Annotated in this window: 23 protein-coding genes, 1 other RNA gene and 3 pseudogenes; 17 read left to right on the forward strand and 10 right to left on the reverse strand. The window is 59.1% G+C overall.

Annotated features, from left to right (window positions below):
* Positions 1–25: 25 nt before the first annotated feature.
* The 4 genes from NKH35_RS21880 to NKH35_RS21895 form a co-directional block, all read right to left on the reverse strand.
* Positions 26–313, reverse strand: coding sequence for a DUF3616 domain-containing protein (locus NKH35_RS21880; protein WP_352498888.1), 288 nt, complete (start codon positions 311–313; stop codon positions 26–28).
* The gene (locus NKH35_RS21885; protein ID WP_352916355.1) at positions 205–891 is read right to left on the reverse strand and encodes a DUF3616 domain-containing protein; all 687 of its coding nucleotides are present in this window, start codon (positions 889–891) and stop codon (positions 205–207) included. The genes NKH35_RS21880 and NKH35_RS21885 overlap by 109 nt, the downstream gene beginning before the upstream one ends.
* Positions 849–1,133 (reverse strand): hypothetical protein, encoded by a 285-nt coding sequence (locus NKH35_RS21890; protein WP_352916357.1) that lies wholly within the window; start codon positions 1,131–1,133, stop codon positions 849–851. The genes NKH35_RS21885 and NKH35_RS21890 overlap by 43 nt, the downstream gene beginning before the upstream one ends.
* Before the next feature lie 288 nt (positions 1,134–1,421).
* Positions 1,422–4,106 carry a hypothetical protein gene (locus NKH35_RS21895; protein WP_352916359.1) on the reverse strand — a complete coding sequence of 895 codons (2,685 nt, stop codon included), beginning with the start codon at positions 4,104–4,106 and terminating at the stop codon, positions 1,422–1,424.
* A 661-nt stretch (positions 4,107–4,767) separates the two neighbouring features.
* On the opposite strand from NKH35_RS21895, the gene NKH35_RS21900 reads away from it, so the two are divergent.
* From NKH35_RS21900 to NKH35_RS21925, 6 genes are all read left to right on the forward strand, one after another.
* On the forward strand, positions 4,768–5,367 hold the full coding sequence (locus NKH35_RS21900) for a hypothetical protein (protein WP_352916361.1): 600 nt from the start codon (positions 4,768–4,770) through the stop codon (positions 5,365–5,367).
* Between the two features lie 12 nt (positions 5,368–5,379).
* Positions 5,380–5,670, forward strand: coding sequence for a hypothetical protein (locus NKH35_RS21905; protein ID WP_352916363.1), 291 nt, complete (start codon positions 5,380–5,382; stop codon positions 5,668–5,670).
* Positions 5,652–6,140, forward strand: coding sequence for a hypothetical protein (locus NKH35_RS21910; protein WP_352916365.1), 489 nt, complete (start codon positions 5,652–5,654; stop codon positions 6,138–6,140). Before NKH35_RS21905 ends, NKH35_RS21910 begins: the two co-directional genes overlap by 19 nt.
* 147 nt (positions 6,141–6,287) lie before the next feature.
* The gene (locus NKH35_RS21915; protein WP_352916367.1) at positions 6,288–7,910 is read left to right on the forward strand and encodes an AAA family ATPase; all 1,623 of its coding nucleotides are present in this window, start codon (positions 6,288–6,290) and stop codon (positions 7,908–7,910) included.
* A 3-nt stretch (positions 7,911–7,913) separates the two neighbouring features.
* Positions 7,914–8,771: an HNH endonuclease gene (locus tag NKH35_RS21920; RefSeq protein ID WP_352916369.1), complete on the forward strand. Its 858-nt coding sequence runs from the start codon at positions 7,914–7,916 to the stop codon at positions 8,769–8,771.
* Between the two features lie 487 nt (positions 8,772–9,258).
* Positions 9,259–9,525 carry a hypothetical protein gene (locus NKH35_RS21925; protein ID WP_352916371.1) on the forward strand — a complete coding sequence of 89 codons (267 nt, stop codon included), beginning with the start codon at positions 9,259–9,261 and terminating at the stop codon, positions 9,523–9,525.
* Positions 9,526–9,678: 153 nt separating this feature from the next.
* On the opposite strand, the pseudogene NKH35_RS21930 reads toward NKH35_RS21925, so the two are convergent.
* Both NKH35_RS21930 and NKH35_RS32040 read right to left on the reverse strand, forming a co-directional pair.
* Positions 9,679–9,985 (reverse strand): annotated as a pseudogene (locus NKH35_RS21930) (Rieske 2Fe-2S domain-containing protein).
* Positions 9,986–10,099: 114 nt separating this feature from the next.
* Positions 10,100–10,279 carry a hypothetical protein gene (locus NKH35_RS32040; protein ID WP_502906991.1) on the reverse strand — a complete coding sequence of 60 codons (180 nt, stop codon included), beginning with the start codon at positions 10,277–10,279 and terminating at the stop codon, positions 10,100–10,102.
* A 25-nt stretch (positions 10,280–10,304) separates the two neighbouring features.
* Here NKH35_RS32040 and NKH35_RS21940 point away from each other — a divergent pair, with 25 nt between their 5' ends.
* The gene (locus NKH35_RS21940) at positions 10,305–10,643 is read left to right on the forward strand and encodes a hypothetical protein (protein WP_352916373.1); all 339 of its coding nucleotides are present in this window, start codon (positions 10,305–10,307) and stop codon (positions 10,641–10,643) included.
* 124 nt (positions 10,644–10,767) lie between these two features.
* Here the strand turns inward: NKH35_RS21940 and NKH35_RS21945 are convergent, their stop codons facing one another.
* Entirely contained in the window at positions 10,768–11,157 is a 390-nt protein-coding gene (locus tag NKH35_RS21945) for a hypothetical protein (protein ID WP_352916375.1), read from the reverse strand.
* Positions 11,158–11,171: 14 nt separating this feature from the next.
* Positions 11,172–11,546 carry a carbohydrate kinase family protein gene (locus tag NKH35_RS21950; RefSeq protein WP_352916377.1) on the reverse strand — a complete coding sequence of 125 codons (375 nt, stop codon included), beginning with the start codon at positions 11,544–11,546 and terminating at the stop codon, positions 11,172–11,174.
* Positions 11,547–11,590: 44 nt separating this feature from the next.
* Between NKH35_RS21950 and NKH35_RS32045 the strand changes: the two are divergent.
* Positions 11,591–12,549 (forward strand): annotated as a pseudogene (locus NKH35_RS32045) (ABC transporter permease).
* 71 nt (positions 12,550–12,620) lie between these two features.
* Positions 12,621–13,097 (forward strand): annotated as a pseudogene (locus NKH35_RS21965) (IS3 family transposase); the annotation flags it as partial.
* A 168-nt stretch (positions 13,098–13,265) separates the two neighbouring features.
* Here the strand turns inward: NKH35_RS21965 and ssrA are convergent.
* Positions 13,266–13,624: a transfer-messenger RNA gene (gene ssrA, locus NKH35_RS21970) on the reverse strand.
* Between the two features lie 168 nt (positions 13,625–13,792).
* Between ssrA and NKH35_RS21975 the strand changes: the two genes are divergently transcribed.
* The 6 genes from NKH35_RS21975 to NKH35_RS22000 all read left to right on the forward strand — a co-directional run bounded on the left by NKH35_RS21975 (position 13,793) and on the right by NKH35_RS22000 (position 18,662).
* On the forward strand, positions 13,793–14,104 hold the full coding sequence (locus NKH35_RS21975; RefSeq protein WP_023668323.1) for a DUF2853 family protein: 312 nt from the start codon (positions 13,793–13,795) through the stop codon (positions 14,102–14,104).
* A gap of 342 nt (positions 14,105–14,446) precedes the next feature.
* Positions 14,447–15,241, forward strand: a complete 795-nt coding sequence (locus NKH35_RS21980) for a thymidylate synthase (protein WP_023733849.1) — start codon at positions 14,447–14,449, stop codon at positions 15,239–15,241.
* A gap of 386 nt (positions 15,242–15,627) precedes the next feature.
* Positions 15,628–16,422 carry a molybdate ABC transporter substrate-binding protein gene (gene modA, locus NKH35_RS21985; RefSeq protein ID WP_156937194.1) on the forward strand — a complete coding sequence of 265 codons (795 nt, stop codon included), beginning with the start codon at positions 15,628–15,630 and terminating at the stop codon, positions 16,420–16,422.
* A 15-nt stretch (positions 16,423–16,437) separates the two neighbouring features.
* The gene (modB, locus tag NKH35_RS21990; protein WP_023667413.1) at positions 16,438–17,142 is read left to right on the forward strand and encodes a molybdate ABC transporter permease subunit; all 705 of its coding nucleotides are present in this window, start codon (positions 16,438–16,440) and stop codon (positions 17,140–17,142) included.
* A complete protein-coding gene (gene modC, locus NKH35_RS21995) occupies positions 17,139–18,251 on the forward strand; it encodes a molybdenum ABC transporter ATP-binding protein (RefSeq protein WP_023668327.1) in 1,113 nt (370 codons plus the stop codon). Before modB ends, modC begins: the two co-directional genes overlap by 4 nt.
* 69 nt (positions 18,252–18,320) lie before the next feature.
* Complete coding sequence (locus tag NKH35_RS22000; protein WP_023667411.1) at positions 18,321–18,662, forward strand: winged helix-turn-helix domain-containing protein; 342 nt, start codon at positions 18,321–18,323, stop codon at positions 18,660–18,662.
* 202 nt (positions 18,663–18,864) lie between these two features.
* On the opposite strand, the gene cobF is transcribed toward NKH35_RS22000, so the two are convergent.
* Positions 18,865–19,638, reverse strand: a complete 774-nt coding sequence (gene cobF / locus NKH35_RS22005; protein WP_023733847.1) for a precorrin-6A synthase (deacetylating) — start codon at positions 19,636–19,638, stop codon at positions 18,865–18,867.
* Between the two features lie 147 nt (positions 19,639–19,785).
* On the opposite strand from cobF, the gene NKH35_RS22010 reads away from it, so the two are divergent.
* Positions 19,786–20,802 carry a DUF4424 domain-containing protein gene (locus tag NKH35_RS22010; protein ID WP_352916383.1) on the forward strand — a complete coding sequence of 339 codons (1,017 nt, stop codon included), beginning with the start codon at positions 19,786–19,788 and terminating at the stop codon, positions 20,800–20,802.
* The gene (locus tag NKH35_RS22015; protein ID WP_023667408.1) at positions 20,802–21,320 is read left to right on the forward strand and encodes a dihydrofolate reductase; all 519 of its coding nucleotides are present in this window, start codon (positions 20,802–20,804) and stop codon (positions 21,318–21,320) included. The genes NKH35_RS22010 and NKH35_RS22015 overlap by 1 nt, the downstream gene beginning before the upstream one ends.
* The last annotated feature ends 56 nt before the right edge of the window (positions 21,321–21,376 follow it).

The raw sequence follows: 21,376 nt of genomic DNA on the forward strand, positions 1-21,376 counted from the left end.
GGATCACGATCAATCTCAACGCAGCCTAGTCGGTCGCCATCCAGTCTGCCGCGTAGGCACTACCCTCGATCCGGCTCTCGTCGGGCCGATCATAGACGATCAGGTGACCGGGCTTCCCGTTTCGCTCGAGAAAGCACAACCCTTCCGGCTTTTCGCTGCCAGTCGGCCAATCGTAGAGCTTTTCGGGGTGCTGGATAAGCGGGGTCACGTCTGGCTTCCAGCGATAGAGTCGAAACGGGCCCATGGCATCGCCCACCAGGCCCGCGATGATAAAAATGTCGGTTCCATTCTGGCTAAGGTCACAGATCGCCAAGCTACCGAGATCGAGAAAGGACAACCTGTAGCTCTTACCTCAAGGTCCTTGTTGAGACTTAGGTAAACGATGACGGCGCTATTGTCGAGCCGCGGACCGCGAAGCCCCAGAAGGACCTCGCTTTCAGTTACGATCAGACCTTCAATATCGAGGCCGTTCTCCTTGCTCGGCAGATCGAGGAATGGCTTGAGATAAGCATCGCCGGCCAGTACTCCGCGAATGGAACCTGGCCCCTTCCTTGGGACCACTTTCACCGCCCCCAGGCGCAATGCATCGTCCATGAGGGGGATGCGCGCCAGCAAATGCCGGCTTGGCCGGGGGCGTATCTTGGACCGGAGTTGATCCTTATCGTCGTCCTCGGAGGTCAGACGGACATGACAATGCGAGCCGCAAAGCCAGAGTGCTCCTTGAGCGACATTGACCGCTTCCAGGTCCAGATCCGCTCCCCCTTTCTTCTCCCCGGCGCCGGGCCAGCGCGCAATCAAGTCGTCAATTCGATACTGACCGGCGAGCACATATCCGGCTTCGTTCGCCTTCAGGCACTCGAAGGTCCGCCCTTCGTCCGAAACAGTCCACAACAAGCTCCTTCGGCCACTAGTCCGGACAAATTGTGCAGCACATCTTTGTGGCCGCCGCAGCGTAGTCGAGCCATATGCGCTATGCCGGCTTCTTCGCCATGGCGCCCCTTCAACTCAAATTTCAGTGCTGCCCACTGCGCATGTTTTCGAGGCGCATCATTCTCCGGAATACTGCCATTTTCCAGTCTGCGTACAGCCAGATATTGGCATTTGCCGAATTTCTTGGCCGGAAAATTGACCATTTGCCAAAGTTTTTCCTATTCGATCGCCAATGCTTAGAATTCAGGAGATGCTATCCATCAGTACCTTGAGCTACTGGACCATTTCCAGAAAATGTTTCGAAAACAGCGGGCTTCGCGGTGAATGTCGGCGTGACCGTGCGACCGGTCGGACGAACTGGGAGGCCGGTAATGGGCTCCGATAGCACCCCACTCCGCCCAAAAACCCGTTCAACTACGATGCGTACGATCAACCGCGCATCGCGATCCCGCTTAGGCCCAAAAGTGCAAGAACCTGCAATCATTGTAGGATCATTCCTCGATGGGCCCCGTGCCGATGATGACGGCGTTGTCGGCCATCCTCGGAACGAGCTTCAAAGATTGATTCAGCACCATCACTTCGGTCGCGGGAATGTCCACCGACGTTGAAGGGATATTGCCCGAGGCGCGATACTCACCGTCGCTTAGCAAGGCAGCCATTTTGGCATTCTTATCGCCCGGTAGCGCGGCCCGGATCGCATCGGCGAGCAAACCTTGTGTCAGTTTGGGCAGCGCGACGATTGTAAGGCCGACAATTGCCTGTCCCGCAGCGCAAGTGAGCAATCCAGGGTTGCTTGTAATAAGCTTCTCCAGCGGTGGATCGGACTTGAGGAGGACTTCTGCCTTGCCGAAAGAAAGAGTCGCCTTCAGCGTGTCCGGGCTCGGCGCCCAGGTGATGCTGCTCGTCAGCTTCGGCGTGGTCAGCGAAGCCGATGCGTCGAGATGAACCGCGAGCTTGCCGCTCGGACACGCCAACAAGTTCCCGAAATCGGTCCATACGATGTTCAGCCAAGCGTCGAGACCCGCCTGCGCGGACGCTTCGATCGTCAGGTCCAGACCTGTAAGATCGGGTTTTACGACGAGACGTGCGCTGGGCATGGTCGCCGCCGAAGCATCAAACGCCGTACCGCCGGATACTTTGGCAAGCCCTCTCAGATCCGTGGCCTCGATCGTCTGTAGAGCAGCTTCGCAAGCCAGTTGCAGCCCAGATGACCAAGCCGTGGAGCATTTGGTCACCTCTTCGCCACAAGACTTTATGCGGTCGATGCAATTGCTGTCGTCATGAGATTTGCAGATCAGTTCCTTAATGGGTTTACAGACTTCCGAGCAACCTGGAACAAACCGGGGGCAAAAGCTGCACAGTGTTCCAGTAACGGTCTCTTCGCAGATGTTAATTTTACAGCTCAGAATGTCGCCGCAGCTTTCCACGCCCTTGCACGGATTGCCGCACGACGCATCGGCGGGTACAATCTGGATTTCGCCGGCATCGAAGGTGGTGTCATCCTTGAAATGAGCTGAGATGCTCGGGTCCAGTTTGATCCACGCCGCCTCAAGGAGATGTGCAAAACCCGGCTTTGCAACCGCAAGTGACAGGCTGTCATTGGTTTCTCCGACGACCGATAGACGTGCTTTCTCCGACAGCGCGATTAGCCGGGCCAGCTGACCGGGTTTGAGCTCCGGCTGCGGAAGTTGGGCCGGTTCCTGTTCAAGCGAAGGAACTGCAAAGATCTCGACACCCTCTGGGGAGATCACGGCGGCGCGTCCGGTGAAGTTGATCGTGGTCGAGGGGATTGTCGTGGCAAGCTTGAAGGCGCCGTCGTCGCTCGCGACCTTGATGTCGATCGCCGGAATTTTCAGCAGGGATTCCGGAAGATTGGCGATAAGCCGCGCCACGACCTGGCCCAACCCGTCCTCGTAGGGGATTGTGAGCGTGGTTCCCCGATCGCCCCAGGCCACGCTCAGGTTTGATATTCGGATTTCGCGGGGCGCATAATTGACAATTACCCCGCCCGGTGCTGCGCGCATCACCGCCCAGGCCGTCAGGCTGAAGTCGACGCTAAGCTTGCCGCCGCCGAGAACGGCCTTGCCGGACGCGGTGGCTTCGGCGACGCCGTCCTGTAGTTTGACGATCACGTCGTCCGGCTTCACCGTCAAGACGACGTCTTCTACCTTAATCTTGGCGATCGCATCGAGGACGATCCCCTTCAGCCGACGCTCGAACCATCGTCCTTCCGCGTTGGCGATGGCCAAGCCAGCGAAAGTGGTAGGCGCGATCGTTTCCGGCGGAACAGAACCGTCCATGGCAAGCATCGCTTCGAAGGCTGCGAGATTGCTCGCGGCGGAATCATCGCGCAAGGCGTCACTGACATCGTGAAGACTTTTGCCTTTCGGCTTTACCGCGACAACGCCTTTCCCAGGCGCGTATGATGGCAAGATGGTCTTTGCCGTCTCAACGAAGGCGTCGCCATAGTTTGCGACTTGCGCGCCCGGACTTGCTGCAAGCGATCCGAGAAGCACCGCGATACCTGCGTTGCTGACATAGACCGCGGGCCGCGCCTTAGCTTGTTCCAGAAGATTTTCCGGAAGCTTCAGGGGGATATGCTGAGTGGGGATCTTCGCATTGAGCGCAGCGAGCGACGCCGTGACGACATTCTCAAAAAGGCCCGCCACTGCGTCAGGGAATTTCAGACCTCGCGCCCTGAGCGAGCGGATCTTGACGCCAGTGACGACAGGTTTCGCATGCAGCGCATCGTCCGAAACGAAAGGCACCACATCGAGGGTCAAGGTGAGGCTCGCGGACCCGATCTTGTCGCTCGAAAGTGTGACCGGGGCCGCGACGCGGAGATCGGAGGGATGGAAACTGACGACGGGCTCGCCATCCAAGGCAAGTTTCCAGCCCTCCTTCAGATCGGCGGTCGCTGCGGCGTTGATCAGGGAGTCCTTGATCGCCGCGATCACCGGATCGGCCGGGACGTCGATCAGGATGACCGCCTCGCCAAGGCCTGCCAAGGCGTCTCGGTTCTGCCGATCCGCGGCCTTTGCAACATCTTCAAACTCGATCTTGCCGAGACGCTCTTCCAGGTAGCTCTTGGCAAGAAGAGGCAAACCCCACCAGAGTCCCGCTGCCAAGACGACCACAAAAATAGCAACTGCGGCTGTTACGCGATAGAATCTCATATTCCCCCCGTGTATGTCACCGAGGCGGCTACTTGCACCGCGTCAGCATCTCGTATCTCATCGAAAGTGATGACAACAGATATCAGAGGGGAATAAAATGTCCTATCCGGAAATTCCGCATGGCATCTAAGTCGAGCACTGTTCTACGTTCATTCGCGGTGATCTCGCATGTCTTGTATTCTTCAGAACGGCCCTCATGGTTGTGATGATATCGTGCGCGCCCATGGGTGCACAGTTAGCGAGAGTAGTAACGTTCGCTACGAATGTTCCAACGGTCCGATCGGCGCAGTGGGACAGACATTTCGTCTGGCGCTGGCAACTCCCGGCCATGTCATTGTCCAGCATAGCGCTGGATTGGATATGTCCTCGAGCTCTGATATCACAAGGCAGAACTCGTATCTCTTGGTGGATCGTTCCGGCCAAGCACGGCTGAGCCAGTTTGCTTGGGCGCCAGCGACAAGGTTAAGGACGCGATCGAGTTACAAGACGTCGATATTTTGAGCGCAACGACCATCGGCCTTCAGCACTTGGCCCAGTTACTTGCAAGGGTGGGCCGATCCTGACCGCTAAGTCGTCGTAGGCGTTTCCACGTGACTGGGCTTCCAATTGCCATAGCCGCCGCGCTTGTTGCCAAGTTTACCTATTTTACGCGCAGACGGCAATGATCACCCACTTGGCGCAGGAGAGCAATTTGGGCCAATTCAGCGAGGAGGCGGTCCACAGCTACCTGTTCAAGAGCGGGTTAACCGACCTGGTCGACGACACGGCGGCGTTAAACGAAAAGCCTGGGGACGACGAGGACCACTTCCAACTCTGGCGAATCATCAAAGCGCGGGCCCTAGCCAAGCTCAGGAGACTGCACAATTCGGTTCGATACGGAGAGTTTCTGGGCAGCAAGATTAAGCTGCCCACCGACCACACCCGCCCAATGGAGCTCGATCTCCTGGGGCACCAAGAGGATGGGCTCTTCATTCTCGAGCTAAAGGTGGACCGTGCGGCAGAGCGCAACGCGTTTTCCGAACTGTTCGCCTACAGCAATTACATCGCCGGCATGTTCGCCTTGTCCGGCCACAAAGACATTACCAACGTCCTGGTTTCGACGATGGACGTGAAGATCACCCGCCAAGCCTATCTATATGACCTGCTGATCGCCGACCGCGATGTCTTAATCTATGCGCCGGTTTTCGTCACCGACGCGCTCGAAAGCCTGAGCCTGCAGCTCCATGTGCCGAGCGACGATGAGTTCAGGCGCGTCGCATGACGCCTGGGATGTGTGGTAGTCACCATCGATGACATACCGGGCTGGATCGACAACAAGGAGGACGACGGCTCGCCCAACGAGTGGACGCGAAAGCACCTCACTGGGCTCAGCAATTATGCAGCCCAGCTGATGGAGGCAGAACGGCTGCACGGCTTCTGCTTCGTTAGGAAGTTCTGGGACTCAATCCCTTGGTCGAACCGGAGCAGCCTGTTTATCTGCGCTCTGAACCCTTTCCGGCTGGCCGAACCCGAGCGTGCTAACGCAATTACCGAACAACTCGATGAGTGCTTCATGCAAAGCTGATCGAGGCTCCGCTCTACGCCTTCGATGGACGGCTGATCCGGCTCGCTCAACGCGTCGCCAATGATGGCCTGACGCATGGCGGCCTTGGCGAGGTCGAGTTCCCGTTGTGGAGCGCGGTCGTCACCTCCGTGAGCGAGGTGGCGATTTCGCACAACTTCGCATTCCGGCCGACCGGGATGATGCGCGAGGCCTTCGTCAACTACCTCAACGCCTTCTATGCGCGGAATGCGTCAGTGGCCGGCTATCAGGAGGATGTCTCCAAGCTGAAGGTCAACGAGATCTCCAACTGCTGCGGGCGTGGACGTTCATGGAGATGTGCGGCTTCCAAGCTGGCGAAGTCCCCGAAACGGAGGATGACGATGACTAATCTAAGCCGTCATCGGGCCAGCCTGGACCAACGCTTTGGTCGTGTCGCTTCGGAGGTTCTGAACCGCAGCGCCCTGTCCCAAGCGTCGCATCATTTCAAGTGAGTGAGGCTGTTCCTAGTCCTAGGAGGTTGAAGCTTCTAACCGCAGATTGCCTCGCGATCGAGAGTTCTGAGCGCGACACTAGCGAGCGAGCAGATTGTGGCTCGCATCTTCCGCGTGGTAGTCGTGAACACCAACGGGAGGGCAACCATGGATTTTTCGGTCGTAGCGCCGTCGCGCGGCACTCCAAATTCGACCACGACAGTCGTCCTCCAACAAGACCGATGGGACGACTTCGGGTTCAAAACACAATATCACATCTTCTATTACGGCTCCGGCGAAGAGGTTTTCATTGGAAACGTGAAGATCCTGCGGAGGGGGCAGACAACCTCGATCGCAAGCATTTTGCCGGTTGGGCCGCTTGCGCCGCTGTCCGAGGAATTCTGTTCACTTGGTCAATCGTTAGACTACTATGAGCGGCTCGCCTCTATTCCCAAGGATCATCGCGATGAGATCACATCCTTTTTGCGCGATTCGGTTGCCACTCCCGATCACGCGAAATTGTTTGAAAACGAGGAAGGATGGAGGACCTCAATCACACGGGACCTGGATACCGCCAGCTATGTCCCATTGGCCCAGATGCTCCTTGAGCGGGACTACAGCGCGCTTCCGTCAGTGGGGCTGGCGCTGACCTTTAGCTTGGCGGGATGGTCGGCACCGCTGGAGCTTCATTTCGAGGCCCCAACCGACGACTCCACATACTTTGCAAAGACAGGGAAGCTGCCAGAGAGGGTTGCGGTCGTCACTGGGCGTAACGGGTCGGGCAAGAGTACGCTTCTGGCCAGGCTCGCCCGTGTCATTCACGCTTCGCAAGCCGAACGGGCTGGCGATCTCATTTCCCGACTAGGCACGATTGAGCCGGTCGGAATCGGCTTCTCCCGGATCATCGCTGTCGCATACAGCGCCTTCGATACCTTCCAAGTGCCAGGCGTCAGCCCGCAGGACAAACGCCAGATCGTCAGCGACCTAAGATCCGGCACCGGCCGCTACGTCTTTTCTGGATTGCGCGATATTGCGCGCGAACTGGAGGAGCGGCTCGACGAGGAGGCGGCCCGCCAAGGGCCTGGGCCCGACGATCCCTTCGCGCTCGACCGGCAAGATCGAACATACCTGAAGTCGGCCGATCAACTTGCGGACGAGTACGCGAATATCATCAATCTAATCATGAACTCCGACAGGTGGCGGTTGCTCGATCGGGTCTTAAAGCTGCTCCTTACCGATCCCTCGTTTTCCGACGTTCCGAATCAATCCCCCGATGCTTTGCTCGGCGATGATCGTAGGGCCACGTTCATGACTTGGAGCACGGGACACAAGATTGTCCTGCACACAATAGCAACCTTGGTCGCGTACACCCAGCCCAAGGCGATCGTACTGATAGACGAGCCTGAGAGCCATCTTCACCCGCCGCTGTTAGCCACGTTGATGCACGCCGTCCGCATTATCCTTGATCGAAATGACTCCTTTGCCGTCGTTGCTACTCATTCGCCGGTCGTTGCTCAGGAGACGCTTGGCCGTCATGTCTCGGTGATCAACCGCTCCGGCGACGTAGTGACGATAATGCCCTCCAGGATCGAAACCTACGGCGAGAGCATCGGCGAGATCACGGACGAGGTATTCGGCTTGAATGCCGGATCGGCAGATTTTCATCAGACGCTTCGTACGCTCGTCGAGCGCAAGCTCACTCTCGCCGACATTGAGAAGCTGTTCGACCGGGGGATGAGCCTTCAGGCTCGCGCCTATGTCATGAGCCTGATTGCGTCGCGCGAAGGCTAACAGATGTGGAAGGTCGATCTCCCCGATGTCGGTGACATCGATGACCAACTCGACGCCGCCCTAATTCACAAGGACGGGACCGTCGCTTACCATCTGACCGACGCGGAGCGACTTGCGGTTGCCACGCTGTATCAGGGCTATGACAGCTTGCTCGGCGAACCCGACCCGAGTCTGATCCCTGTGACCCTCGATGCTTGCAAGGATGCGCTACACACCGCGTACAATGAGGTTCAGAAAAAGGGCCGCCTTTCCAAACTCCGGGGCACGCTGATGGCGGCAGTGATCGAATGTCCGCTCTGCGGCTTCGAAGCCGCCACCACGCTCGACCACCATCTTCCTAAGGACGATTATCGGGCCCTGTCGATTTATTCCCGAAATCTCGTTCCAAGCTGCCAACCGTGCAATCGAGCCAAAGGCACCCTAGAGCCGGTCGCGGGAAAGGGGATGATTCACACATACTTTCAGGATATTCCGGACTTCACATTCTTATTTGCCGAGGCCGGATACACAGCTGGTTCGCTCGTAGTTACGTTCCGAATCGACCCGACGTTGCTGCCAGCCGGACTAAGTGAGCGTCTGAAATTCCAGCTCCACCGCCTTAAGCTCAACGACCGCTATTTTGATCCGATCAACATCTTCCTCTTCAATCTCAAGCCGTCCTTACGAATGTTTCGTGGCAAGCCGAACGAAGCCGAGCTCATCAAGGCATTCTTCCTTGCATCCGCAAACTCGTATGACTGCGATTACGGTTTCAACCATTGGCGTGCGGCTCTGATGCGTTGCCTCGCGACCAGCGATGATTTTCTGGCCGATCCATGGTCCTATCTCGACAAGCCGCTGCTTTCTTTAAAGGCGGGTTGAGTGACGAGTAATAGCCAAGTTTGGGAATCGGCAAGCCAAGAAATCCTCTGCAGGGCGGTCCGTCAGCTAGTCAAGAGCCCATATTTAACGAAGAGTCTTTCCGGCGTGGGCCGTTCGCTCCCAGGTGACGGCGATCTGCAGATCAGTCTGGCGATTGGATAGTCGGCTTGAGTCCCTAAATTCATCCCATACGCGCTGCAGATCGGCCGTCGGTAGGACCTCAGTTTGTTAGATGAACATTGAGGCTGACTGCCCCGCGCTTGGTCCCCTGATGTTCAAGTTAGAAGCAGCTTCTGGCGGGACCTACCACCAATCTGTTCTTGAGCAGTCGCAGAAACTAAACTTAGTGGTGGAGTTGAAGTACGAAGCGGACCGGTAGGTAACGCCGAGAGCCGATGCAAACAGGGCTGAAACGCGTGATGCTCTTTAGTGGATGTTGCGCCGTCGCACCTGGACAGAGTTGTCTGAGGATAAGTATGTTCGCCGGATGATCGGACAGAACGAAATAAAGGCCAAGGCCATTGAGTTTGACATCCTTCATCCGAATGTCGAACGCGATTATGTTTTTGGCTGGCTGCTAAAATCATTCTACGAAAATGACTACGGGCTGTTCACACGCGAGCGTTATGCCTGCCTCAACCAACAGCGGCGGGGCATCTGCGACAACGGCCGTACCATCACCCGCGAGAAGACCGAGCAGCGCGTCCTCGCAGGCCTAAAAGGCTCGTCTCGGCAGATGCCGTGGGCGAGGTGATCGGAGCCTATACGCAGGAGACCAGCCTCGCCGCGCCAACGACGGCCATGGCTCGTTCGCTTCCATTTGTCCCTCCTGACCAGTTCGCGTGTGTTGCCGCGATGAAAAAGGCGAAATAACCTCTGGCTGCGCCGGTCGCGATCGACTTTTCGGTCACATCCTGATGTAAACGGAGTCGGCTTCAACCTTCACTTGATAGCTTTTGAGGTCGATACAGGCCGGCAGGGCGCGTGACTCTCCAGATCGATAATCGAAGGTGCCGAAATGTTTGGGACACCGTCGACTATACCATCGGCGAGATGCACCTTTTCGTGCGAGCAGTGGCCATCCATCGCGAAGAACTTGCCGTCGGGCGACCGCACGACACAAACGTTCGGGAGCCGACATCGACCCTCAGGGCTTCCTCGGGTTGGAGTGCGTCGACGGTGCACGCGACTACCCAGTTTTCTCCACTTGTCATAAGAGCTCCTTGAACATGGGTCGGTTCGAATACTCGCCGACATTGCTAGAGGTCGGCCCCGTCACAGGGCCGAGATTTTGATGTTGGATTGCTGGAAAATGCGATGTGTCTTGATCAGGCGGAGCCACCGCGGGTGTATTTCTTCGCCTTGATCCGCCTAGCCATCACCTCGTCGGACTCTGGCGAGCCTTCGTGGAAGGTGCCGAACCATTCATCGAGCGGGATGCGCTTCTCTCCGTAGTTCACTTCGAAATACTTGTGGTGGAGATAGTGATAGTCGCATGTGCGATTCAACAAGATGGTCGTGGATGGAGACCACATGATCGATACCGACAACTACGGGATGGATGGAAAGACCCGACCACGGCCCCGGGTTGACATTATTGTGGTGAAGTTTGTGAACCCAGTGGTAGCTCAGCCGTTGAAGTTCCTGCGTTGGTTTTTGGGATACCCCGGTTACCTCTGGCCTTGGAATGCCGGCTATTTCGCAGCTTCATTGATCGTATGGCTTTATCTTACTCCTTCGCTCGAGACCATGCGGGAGTTTCATGCGCAATGGATATCGCTGACCCTTGCCCGAAACGCTGCTTTTGGCCAAACGAAGATAGGCGAGCGTTGTAGCTTCCTATTCGGCGTCCAGTTTGCTCCCTACGGTTAAATCCAGCGCAAGTGACCGGTTCAGAATGCCGATTCACTGGAGAAAAGGAAATGAACGACACCCTGTACGGAAAGCGCGATAAGCGCGGGAAATCAGAGCTCTCGATGTTACGGCCGGTAAGCTCTCAAACGCCTTTTGCGTCGAGCGCAGAGACGAAAGCTTCGAATTCCACGTCGCTGATCTTCGACAATTCCCGGTCACCGGGAAATGCCTTCATACCGACGTCATCACGAAATGCACGCAGCGCGCGGACGCGCTCATCCTGCACACGCTTCTTCAGTTCATGCAGATTGCCGTAGGCTTTGGCGTGTCGAGGCAGGCGCTCGGCCTCACCACATATGTCTTCCGTAAAAAGGAAGAGCGCGTCGTATCGGGACCCGAACCAAGTGACACGGTCACAAGACCGGTACGTCGCCGTATCTCTGACATCACTTTGGCAGGAATGACTTCGCATTCGACTGCGAAGGCGCACAGGAGCACCGCCTACCGCATCGATCGGATCTGGACCAGACACCGGGCTTTCCCGGCCTAGCTACGCTGGCACATGTTCAGCGCGCTCTGGGAGAAGTTCAGTGAACGGTACATCTCATTGACTGCATCTCGTCTTGCCATCCCTGGAATTACCCCAAGCTTGGTGCACACCAGAGCGTCACAGGCGATGCCGAGCTGTGCTGCCTCTACGACGCCACGCCCCTCGGCTAGTCCCACAGCAAAGCCGGAGTTGAACGCGTCGCCGGCGCCTGTAGTATCGACGACATCGATCTTGGCTGTGGGAATTTGCACATCGATCGAATCCGTGACGATTAGAGCTCCCTTTTCACCAAGCGTGACGACCACATTTCGCGCGCCGCGCGATCGAAGAATTACTGTGGAACTCGACCTGGAATGTCTGCGCGATGGCATGGCGTGGTGCGTGCCCAGGCGACGTTCATGGGGCCAAAAGGATTATGATGCAAATAGCTAGGCTCGTCCTGCACCGGTTGGCGCTCGGCTTCGTCACACTTCTGATCGTCTCGATCTTGATCTTCTGGTCTGTGGAATTGCTGCCTGGCGACGCCGCGCAGGAAATCCTCGGCCAGTCGGCGACGGCCGAGACGGTGGCCGCGCTCCGCCACCAACTCGGCCTCGACCAGCCGCCCATGACCCGCTATGCCCACTGGCTGCAGGACATTGCCCACGGCGATTTCGGAACGTCGATCGCCAACAGGCTGCCTGTCTCGCAACTGATCACTGGGCGGCTTGGCAATACGCTGTTCCTGGCCGCGTTCGCAGGCACCATAGCCGTTCCGCTGGCTCTGATGCTCGGCATCCTCGCGGCGCTTCTGCGCAACTCCCAGTTCGACAGGGCGGCCAGCGTCTTGACGCTAACCGCAATCTCGTTTCCCGAATTCTTCATTGCCTATATCCTGATCCTGTTCCTGTCAGTGAAGCTGGGGCTTTTCCCGTCGATCTCCAACATCACGCCGAGCACGGATTTCGCCGAACGGGTCTACCGCTCCTTCCTGCGCTGGCGCTGGCGCTGACGCTCGCGATCACGGCGCATATCATGCGCATGACGCGCGCTGCGCTCATCAACCTGGTCAGCCTATCCTACATCGAAATGGCCCGACTTAAGGGCGCGTCACAGATGCGCGTCGTCATGGTGCATGCGCTACGCAATGCGCTGGCGCCAATCGTCAACGTCGTCGTGCTGAATCTCGCCTATCTTATCACCGGCGTGGTCATCGTTGAGGTCGTTTTTGTCTATCCCGGCTTCGGCCGGCTATTGGTGGATTCAGTGTCGAAGCGCGACGTGCCGGTGGTGCAGGCCATTTGCCTGATCATCTCGGTCACCTACATCTTGCTCAACCTGTTCGCCGACATCGTGTCGATCTTGTCCAACCCTCGCCTTATGCACGGGAAGTGAGGTCGCGATGGAGAACCGTGAAAGGAATGCCGCCGACGGCGCTGTTCGGCGTGGCTGTCATCTCGATCTCGACCGACGTGACGGAGTTCAGCCTGGCCGGCGACAAGCTCTATCTGTCCCCGGTCATGGATCTCTACAATGGCGAGATCGTCGCGTTCGAGACGGCGCGGCGGCCACGCTTCAAAATGGTGGACAATATGCTGACCAAAGCCCTCGCCCGGCTTGGTGAGAACGAAAGGCCGATCCTGCATTCCGATCAGGGATGGCAGTATCAGATGTCGGCATTCCAACGCAGGCTGGAAGCCAGAGGCCTCCAACAGAGCATGTCACGCAAAGGCAATTGCCTCGACAACGCCCCAATGGAGAGCTTCTTTGCCATCCTCAAATCCGAGCTCTTCCATCCCGGAACCTTCGACACCGTTCAAAGCCTGGACGACGCCATCACGGACTACATCGACTATTACAACCACCGCCGCATCAAACTGAAACTGAAAGGGCTGGCCCCTGTGCAATACAGGAACCAGCCCTTAAACCTGCCAACTCAATGAACCGTCCTACTTTATGGGGTCAGTTCACAGAACCACGGCCTTCGACCGACGCCAGCGGCAAATTGCACCAGCTCATGGCTCAATTTGGTGTAGGCTTCGCGGCCCATCGTCATGCGAAATCCGGCCAGCGGCAGCCGGCATTGAGCGTACGATATCGAGGAGGGGAGAAGTGGAGGTTTCTGTTGCCAGGTACCTCCGAACCCCGCCTAGAAGTGCGAACCTCTAGGGCTTGATTTGAAGCTATCGCACCGCTTACGCGGCGAGACGTGCTTCCGCATAGTTGTCATTTGCAACTACAGGTTTAGCCCGATGACGGTGGTACCATGCCGGGCAAAAGTACGATCTTTACACCTTCGTCGATCCTATTTCGCCCCCAGCAACAGCCGCTCTGATCACAGAGCGGTTCTTGGTGGAGGCGCCGGGTACCGCCCCCGGGTCCGAACGGCTTATTACATCGCCCATTTATCGCCATAGTCGGTCAAGCCGACAAAACGAATATAGGGGGCGGGCGCACAAAATGAAAGGCCGCAATGACACTTCTTGGCCGCACCAAACTGCGGCGCCGAGGGTTGACTCGCGCGCGGTCTCAACCGAAGCTTTGCGATGGTGAGGAGTATCGACCGAGCGCACAAGTTGCGGCAGCGCGCCACAGCCCTCATCGATCGGATCCCGTGGCGCCGACATGGGGAAATTTGATGGCCGATTATCTCGCAGACGTGAAGAAATACGACGCCGCCGCAAATGCCGATGTGGTTGCCAAGATTGTGAAACATCTGGGCATTGCGTTGCGCAACCGCGATTCCTCGCTGGTATCCTGCACCGACCCCAAGGAATTGGAGCGCGTCAAGACCAACTGGGTTGCCAAGAAACTCGGCGTGACCGACGGGGCGAAAGCCGACTCAGCGATCGAGAAGACCTGCAAGGCGTTGGCCGCCGACAGCTCCAAGAGCCGCGTGACTTTCTACTATCTGGTCGCCAAGGATCTGGGGAAGCTCGGCTCTTTGTAGAGATTATTGCCGATAGGCAGAGCGCGCGTTTGATTTTGCTCCTCACCGGAGGTCAGCACCGCCCCTTATTGCCCTGCCGGGCATTTCTCCCCGTATAGTGACGGGGAGAAAGGGCTGACCGCAGCCTTGGCTCTCTCTCTCGAACAAGCTTGTGATTGGCGAAACCGCTGATGACAGCGCCCCTCTCCCCGTCCCTATACGAGGAGAGGATGCCGGCAGGCAGGTGAGGGGCAGCGCTAACCCTTGAAGAGTGATGGGCAAGCCGCGTTCTGGTCCTTTTGCTGTGTTCGGCCGGCGGCCAGTCGGTTATGATGGCGGTAACCCCGAATCGAGGCGAAGCCGATGCGCCAGTATCTCGACCTTTTGCAGCATGTGCTGGACAATGGCGCCGACCGTGGCGACCGCACGGGCACCGGCACGCGTGGGGTGTTCGGGTACCAGATGCGCTTCGACCTGTCGCGCGGCTTTCCCGTCACCACCACCAAGAAGCTGCATCTGAAGTCGATCATCCATGAACTCCTGTGGTTCCTGGCCGGCGACACCAACATCAAATACCTTAGAGATCATGGCGTTTCGATCTGGGACGAATGGGCCGACGAGAATGGCGATCTCGGCCCGGTCTATGGCAAGCAGTGGCGCTCTTGGCCGGATGGCCGTGGCGGGTCGATCGACCAGATTGCCAATGTTCTGAAGGAGATACGCAGGAATCCGAATTCACGCCGGCTGATCGTTTCGGCGTGGAACCCGGCCGAAGTGGAGGCGATGGCGCTGCCGCCCTGCCACTGCCTGTTCCAGTTCTACGTCTCGGACGGCAAGCTGTCCTGCCAGCTCTACCAGCGCTCGGCCGACATTTTTCTCGGCGTACCCTTCAACATCGCTTCCTACGCGCTGCTGACCCTGATGGTGGCGCAGGTGACCGGGCTGAAGCCCGGCGAGTTCGTCCATACGCTGGGCGATGCGCATCTCTATTCCAACCATTTCGAGCAGGCGCGCGAGCAATTGCGGCGCACACCCAAGGCGCTGCCGACGCTGTGGATCAATCCGGAGGTGAAGGACCTGTTCGCCTTCCGCTTCGAGGATTTCCGGCTGGAAAACTATTTTGCCGACGCGTCGATCAAGGCGCCGATCGCGGTCTGATCCGTCCACCGTCAATCAATTCCGACCCTCAATCGATGTCGACCATGACGTCGGTTGCCTTGATCATGGCATAGGCTGCTTGCCTTTTTCGAGCTTGAGATCGGCAACGGCCTCGTTGGTGATCGAAGCGTGACGACGGAGCCGGCGACATCACCGCGGACAGGCGAGGTGCTTTGACGATCTCGACGATCGTTCCCTTGAGGGATGTTGCGGGCGCTGATCTTCATCGGAGTTCCTTTCCGGGTTTCGGTGCACGTCCAAACCAGAACAATCGATGCCGAACATACGCTTTCGCAGGAGGCGGCCTTCCCTTGTTATATTCATCCAGATATATCGGTCGGCAGGAGTCGAGCCAGCAGATTTCAAGCCCAGGGAGAGTTTTCATGTTGGGGCACAAAGGTTTTGGTATGAGGGCAATCGCGATTGGCGGCTTTGCCGTAGCTCTGATGGCCGTGATGCCGGCGGCTCACGCGAGAGACAAGGTGATCGTGTTTGCCGCAGCCAGCCTCAAGGACGGGCTCGACGCCGTCACCAAGGCCTGCGAAGCCGATGTCGGAGAAGCGGCGACCGTCTCCTACGCCGCGAGCTCGGCGCTGGCCAAGCAGATCGAAAGCGGGGCGCCCGCCGATGTGTTCATTTCGGCCGATCTCGACTGGATGAAGTACCTCTCCGACAAGAGACTGACCAAGCCGGAAACCGAGGTGAAACTGCTCGGCAACCAGATCGTGCTGGTGGCGCCACAGGATTCCAAGGTTGAGACCAGGATCGAGAAAGGCTTCGACCTGGCCAAGCTGGTTGGCGACGGCAGGCTTGCCATGGGCGACGTCAAGGCGGTGCCGGCCGGCAAATACGGCAAGGCGGCACTTGAATCGCTCGGCGTCTGGTCGTCGGTCGAAGGCAAGGTGGCGCAGGCCGAGAATGTGCGCGCCGCGCTCAAGCTGGTTTCAACGGGCGAGGCCGCGCTCGGCATCGTCTATGCCACCGACGCGCATGCCGACAAGGGAGTCAAGGTGGTCGGCACCTTCCCGGAGGATTCGCACCCGCCGATCATCTATCCGGTTGCCCAGACCACCGATTCGAAGGACAAGGATACCCCGGCTTTCCTGAAGTGCCTGCAGTCCGCCAAGGCGGTGGAGCTGTTTAGGGATCAGGGTTTCACCGTGCTCACGCCGAGCAATTAAGGTAGCGGCTGACGCATGAACTGGCTGCTGGACCTCACTCCCGACGAATGGAATGCGGTCCGGCTGTCGATCAAGGTGGCGACGGTGGCGATGCTGTTCAGCCTGCCGCCGGGCATCTTGATGGCGCTTTTGCTGGCCCGCGGAAAATTCTGGGGCAAGACGCTGCTCAACGGCGTGGTTCACCTGCCGTTGATCCTGCCGCCGGTGGTGACAGGTTATCTCTTGCTGCTTACCTTCGGCCGGCGCGGGCCGGCGGGAGCGTTCCTGGCCGAGCATTTCGGCATCGTCTTCTCGTTTCGCTGGACCGGCGCCGCACTGGCCTGCGGTATCATGGGCTTTCCCCTGATGGTGCGGGCGATCCGGCTGTCGATCGAGGCGGTCGACCGCAAAATGGAGGCAGCGGCGGGAACGCTCGGCGCCAACCCGATTTGGGTCTTCGCCACCATCACGCTGCCGCTGATCCTGCCCGGGCTGATCGCCGGCTCGATCCTGTCCTTCGCCAAGGCGATGGGCGAGTTCGGCGCCACCATCACCTTCGTCTCCAACATTCCCAACGAGACGCAGACGCTGCCTTCGGCGATCTACACCTTCACGCAGGTGCCTGGCGGCGATGACGGGGCGCTCAGGCTGACGCTGATCTCCATCGTCATCTCGATGGCCGCATTGGTCGCCTCGGAAGTGCTGGCGCGGCGCGTCGGCCGGCGGATGGACATCGAATGAGCGTGCTGGTGGACATCAGCCATCGGCTCGGCGGTTTCGCCGTCGACGCGCGTTTCGAAAGCGCCGGGCGGCTGACGGCGCTGTTCGGGCCATCGGGCTCCGGCAAGACGACGCTGATCAACGTGATCGCCGGCCTGATCCGGCCGACCAAGGGCCGTATCGCGGTCGACGGCTGTGTGCTGGTCGACACCGATGCCGGCATTTTCGTGCCGAAGCACAAGCGCCGGATCGGCATGGTGTTCCAGGACGCGCGGCTGTTTCCGCATATGAGCGTGGCCGGCAATCTGCGCTATGGCCGCTGGTTCACGCCACCGGCGGAGCGCTATGCGGATATCGACGCGGTCGTCGAACTGCTCGGCATCGGTCCTCTGCTCGACCGGCGACCGGCAAAGCTCTCGGGCGGCGAGAAGCAGCGCGTGGCGATCGGCCGGGCGCTGCTTGCCAGCCCGAAACTGCTGTTGATGGACGAGCCGCTGGCCTCGCTCGACGATGCGCGCAAAGCCGAGATCCTGCCCTATATCGAGCGGCTGCGCGACGAGACCAAGCTGCCCATCGTATATGTCAGCCACTCCGTCGCCGAGGTGGCGCGGCTGGCCAGCGACGTGGTGGTGATGGCGCAAGGCAAGGTCGCTGCCTCAGGCCCGACCGGCGCGATCATGCAACGGCTCGAATTGCTGCCGGCGGAGGAACGCGGCGAGGGCGGCGCGGTTCTCGACACCAAGGTGCTGCGCCATGATGAGATCTTCGGGATGACCGTGCTCGGCTCGGCGGCGGGCGAAATCCGGGTGCCGCAATTGGCGGTCTCGGTCGGCGCGCCTGTGCGCATCCGAATCCGCGCCCGCGACGTGATGATCGCCACCGAACAGCCGAAAGGTCTCAGTGCGCTCAACATCCTGCCGGGCGCCATCGTCGCAATCGGCTCGGGCGAGGGGCCGACGGTCGAAATCGGCATCGACTGCAATGGCGCAACCGTGCTTGCGCGCATTACCGAACAATCCAGGCAGGTACTGAACCTTCAACTCGGCGGCAAGGTCTTCGCGGTGATCAAGACGGTCAGTTTCGACCGTGCCAACACCGGCGCCGGGCTGCCGGCCGAAGCGGATGGCTGATAACCGCTATATCGTTTTGGAATAGCGCTATGGGTCGAGAGGGGCAAGTGTGACTGTGGAGGACAAGAGATGCCGTCGCTGAGCCTGCGGATAAATCTCGATCCGGACGGGCGCATAGGTCCGGGCAAGATCGAATTGCTGGAGCAGATCGCCACTTTCGGCTCGATCTCGGCTGCTGCACGCGGCATGGAGATGTCCTACAAGCACGCCTGGGATCTGGTGGAAGATATGAACCGTGTGTTCGGCAAGCCACTGGTCGCGGCGCAGACCGGCGGCAAAAAGGGTGGCGGCGCACAGCTGACCTCAGTTGGCCTTGCAGTTGTCAGCCGTTTTCGCGCTATCGAGCGCGCTGCGGCGGCAGCGGCGGCCACGCATATGGACGCCTTGCAGGCGGAGATCGATGCTGGGTGAGGGTTGAAGCTTGCGATCCGTCACACCCCCCTCTGTCCTGCCGGACATCTCCCCCGCAAGGGGGGAGATCAGCTAGCCCGTAGACGGGCGCTAATCTGTTAGGCGATTGGCGAAATCCTCCGTGACGGCCAATCTCCCCACTAGAGGGGGAGATGTCCGGCAGGACAGAGGGGGGCGCGAAGGAACTCGACCTTTGAGCGCGCTATTCCTCGGGCTCTCCTGCTTTACGCAGCAGATAGGTGTCCATGATCCAGCCCTTTCTTTTCCGGGCTTCTTCTCTCGTCCTCTCAATCTCCTCGCCGACATCACCCAGGCGACCGGAAACGATGATCTCGTCCGGTGTGCCGAGATAGGCGCCCCAATGGATGATCAGATCCTTGTCTGCCAGCGTGTTGAAGGCGCATTTGCCGTCGAGCATGACCACGGCGCTGCCGGCATTGTGCGGCATGCCTTGTTCGGCGAGGCGGCGGCCGGTGGTGATCTGCACGGGGTCGCCGATGCGGTTCAGCGCCATCTTGTGGCCGGCGGCTAGCGCCTGGACGGCGGTGATGCCGGGAATGACCTCCAGTTCGAATGCGACATTGCCCCTCAGTCGTACGCGCGCGAGGATGCGCAGCGCGCTGTCATAGAGCGAGGGGTCGCCCCAGATCAGGAAGGCGCCGCAGCCGTCCTCGGCAAGTTCGTCGCGGACCAGGCTCTCATAGATCTGGGCGATGGCCTCGTGCCAGTCATCGACGGTTGAGCGATAGGAAGGCGCCGGCTCGGCGCGCACCGGCACGTCGAACTCGACGCGGCGCGATTTCGGATTGCTGACGAAACGGTCGCAGATATGGCGGCGCAATTCGGCAAGGTCGTTCTTCTTCGCCCCCTTGTCGGGGATAAACAGGACGTCCGCCCGGTTTAGGCCTGATATGGCCTGCACGGTCATATGGTCGGGATTGCCGGCGCCGATGCCGATGACGAGAAGCTTGCGCATCACGCGAACTCCTGCCCGATCGAAACCTGTTAGTCCAGACCGCCGATTGGCGTGTCCAGACACTGTGGCGTCCTGCTGGGAGACGGAAGGCTTTGAAACGCCACATTGAAACGGCTAGGGTCGCGGCATTTTTGGCGAGGGGCTTCGATGTTGCAATATGTTCTGTCCGTAGCGCTGGCGCTTTTAGCCGTGCCCGCGCTGGCCAATGATACGACCGCCGAACTCGGCACAGGTGGCCTGATCCTGTCGCGTAGCGACGCGGTGTCGATGCAAAGCGAGGACCTCTATATCTCGCCGGAAAAGATCACGGTCGACTACGTCTTCCACAACAACACCGACAAGGATGTAAATGCCATCGTCGCTTTTCCGCTGCCGGACATCGACGGCAATCCGGAGGAAATGCCGGCCATCCCGGAAAACCAGAGCGACAATTTCCTTGGCTTCGAGGTGACGATCGACGGAGCGCCGGCAAAGCCGCAGCTCGAGCAGAAAGTGTTCGCTGTCGGCATCGATATCGGCGCCGATCTGAAGGCGCAGAACGTGCCGTTCAATCCGTTCGGCGATGCGGCCAAGGCGGCCCTGGCGAATCTGCCGAAAACGGTCGCCGAGGATTGGGAAAACCGCGGCATCATCATCGAGGATACGGGCAGCGACGGTACCGAGGCCAACAAGGTCTATACGTCGTGGTGGCAGTTGCGCTCGACCTATTGGTGGCGCGCGACCTTTCCTGCCAACAAGGATGTCCACGTCTCGCACCGCTACAAACCCAGCGTCGGTGGCACGTCATCGGTCAGTTTCTTCTATGACGGCAAGTTCTCCGAGGGCAGCCAGTATACGACCTACAAGACCCGCTACTGCATGGACGACAGCTTCGAGAATGCGGTGCGGCAGGCCGCCAAGGCCGACGGTTATCCGCATTTTTACGAGAACCGCATAGCCTATATCCTGACCACCGGCGGCAACTGGGCCAATGGCAGCATCGGGAAGTTCAAGCTAACCGTCGACAAGGGCAATCCGAAAGCGCTGATCTCGTTTTGCGGCGACAATGTCAAGAAGGTCGGGCCGACGACCTTCGAGACGGCGGCGCAGGATCTCTATCCCGAGCACAACATCGACATATTGCTTTTGGAGCCGTCGGATGACGGCGCCGGGGGAGCCAACTGATGGACGTCGCGATCTATGTCGCCATTGCGCAGAACGGCGTCATCGGGCGCGACGGCGGCTTACCGTGGCGGCTGTCCACCGATCTCAAGCGCTTCAAGGCCGATACGATGGGCAAGCCCGTCATCATGGGCCGCAAGACTTATGAAGGCATCGGCCGGCCGCTGCCGGGCCGATTGAACATCGTGGTGACCCGCGACAAAGCCTGGCGCGCCGAGGGCATAGAGGTGGCGCACTCGCTGGAGGCAGCGATCCAGCTGGCCACGGTGCGCGGGCGTTGCATGGCCGGCGTCGACGAAATCTGCATCATCGGCGGCGGCGAGATCTATGCGCAGGCGCTGCCGCTGGCAGACCGGCTGCACGTCACCCATGTGCTGGCGGCGGTCGATGGCGACGCGCATTTTCCCGACATCGATCCGGATTTGTGGCGCCTTGTCAGCGCTCAGGACGTTCCGGCCGGTGAAAAGGACAGCCATGCGACGCGCTATTCGGTTTACGAGCGACGCCGCGGCGTGCATTGAGACGATAAAAGGGTCGCGAACGTCCAAAACGGACATGCTCGGCAGCGGATCGCGTT

This window comes from Mesorhizobium sp. M1143, assembly GCF_040318435.1.
In the GTDB taxonomy this organism is placed as follows: Bacteria; Pseudomonadota; Alphaproteobacteria; order Rhizobiales; family Rhizobiaceae; genus Mesorhizobium.

Coding starts and splice junctions, on each gene's coding strand:
- NKH35_RS21890 (WP_352916357.1), bottom strand. CDS start 1,133: ATGGTCAATTTTCCGGCCAAGAAATTCGGCAAATGCCAATATCTGGCT.
- NKH35_RS21980 (WP_023733849.1), top strand. CDS start 14,447: ATGCGCCAGTATCTCGACCTTTTGCAGCATGTGCTGGACAATGGCGCC.
- NKH35_RS21895 (WP_352916359.1), bottom strand. CDS start 4,106: ATGAGATTCTATCGCGTAACAGCCGCAGTTGCTATTTTTGTGGTCGTC.
- NKH35_RS21900 (WP_352916361.1), top strand. CDS start 4,768: ATGATCACCCACTTGGCGCAGGAGAGCAATTTGGGCCAATTCAGCGAG.
- NKH35_RS21915 (WP_352916367.1), top strand. CDS start 6,288: ATGGATTTTTCGGTCGTAGCGCCGTCGCGCGGCACTCCAAATTCGACC.
- modB (WP_023667413.1), top strand. CDS start 16,438: ATGAACTGGCTGCTGGACCTCACTCCCGACGAATGGAATGCGGTCCGG.
- NKH35_RS21975 (WP_023668323.1), top strand. CDS start 13,793: ATGGCCGATTATCTCGCAGACGTGAAGAAATACGACGCCGCCGCAAAT.
- NKH35_RS21940 (WP_352916373.1), top strand. CDS start 10,305: ATGATCGATACCGACAACTACGGGATGGATGGAAAGACCCGACCACGG.
- cobF (WP_023733847.1), bottom strand. CDS start 19,638: ATGCGCAAGCTTCTCGTCATCGGCATCGGCGCCGGCAATCCCGACCAT.
- NKH35_RS21950 (WP_352916377.1), bottom strand. CDS start 11,546: ATGCCATCGCGCAGACATTCCAGGTCGAGTTCCACAGTAATTCTTCGA.
- NKH35_RS21920 (WP_352916369.1), top strand. CDS start 7,914: ATGTGGAAGGTCGATCTCCCCGATGTCGGTGACATCGATGACCAACTC.
- NKH35_RS21925 (WP_352916371.1), top strand. CDS start 9,259: ATGATCGGACAGAACGAAATAAAGGCCAAGGCCATTGAGTTTGACATC.
- NKH35_RS22015 (WP_023667408.1), top strand. CDS start 20,802: ATGGACGTCGCGATCTATGTCGCCATTGCGCAGAACGGCGTCATCGGG.
- modC (WP_023668327.1), top strand. CDS start 17,139: ATGAGCGTGCTGGTGGACATCAGCCATCGGCTCGGCGGTTTCGCCGTC.
- NKH35_RS22000 (WP_023667411.1), top strand. CDS start 18,321: ATGCCGTCGCTGAGCCTGCGGATAAATCTCGATCCGGACGGGCGCATA.
- NKH35_RS22010 (WP_352916383.1), top strand. CDS start 19,786: ATGTTGCAATATGTTCTGTCCGTAGCGCTGGCGCTTTTAGCCGTGCCC.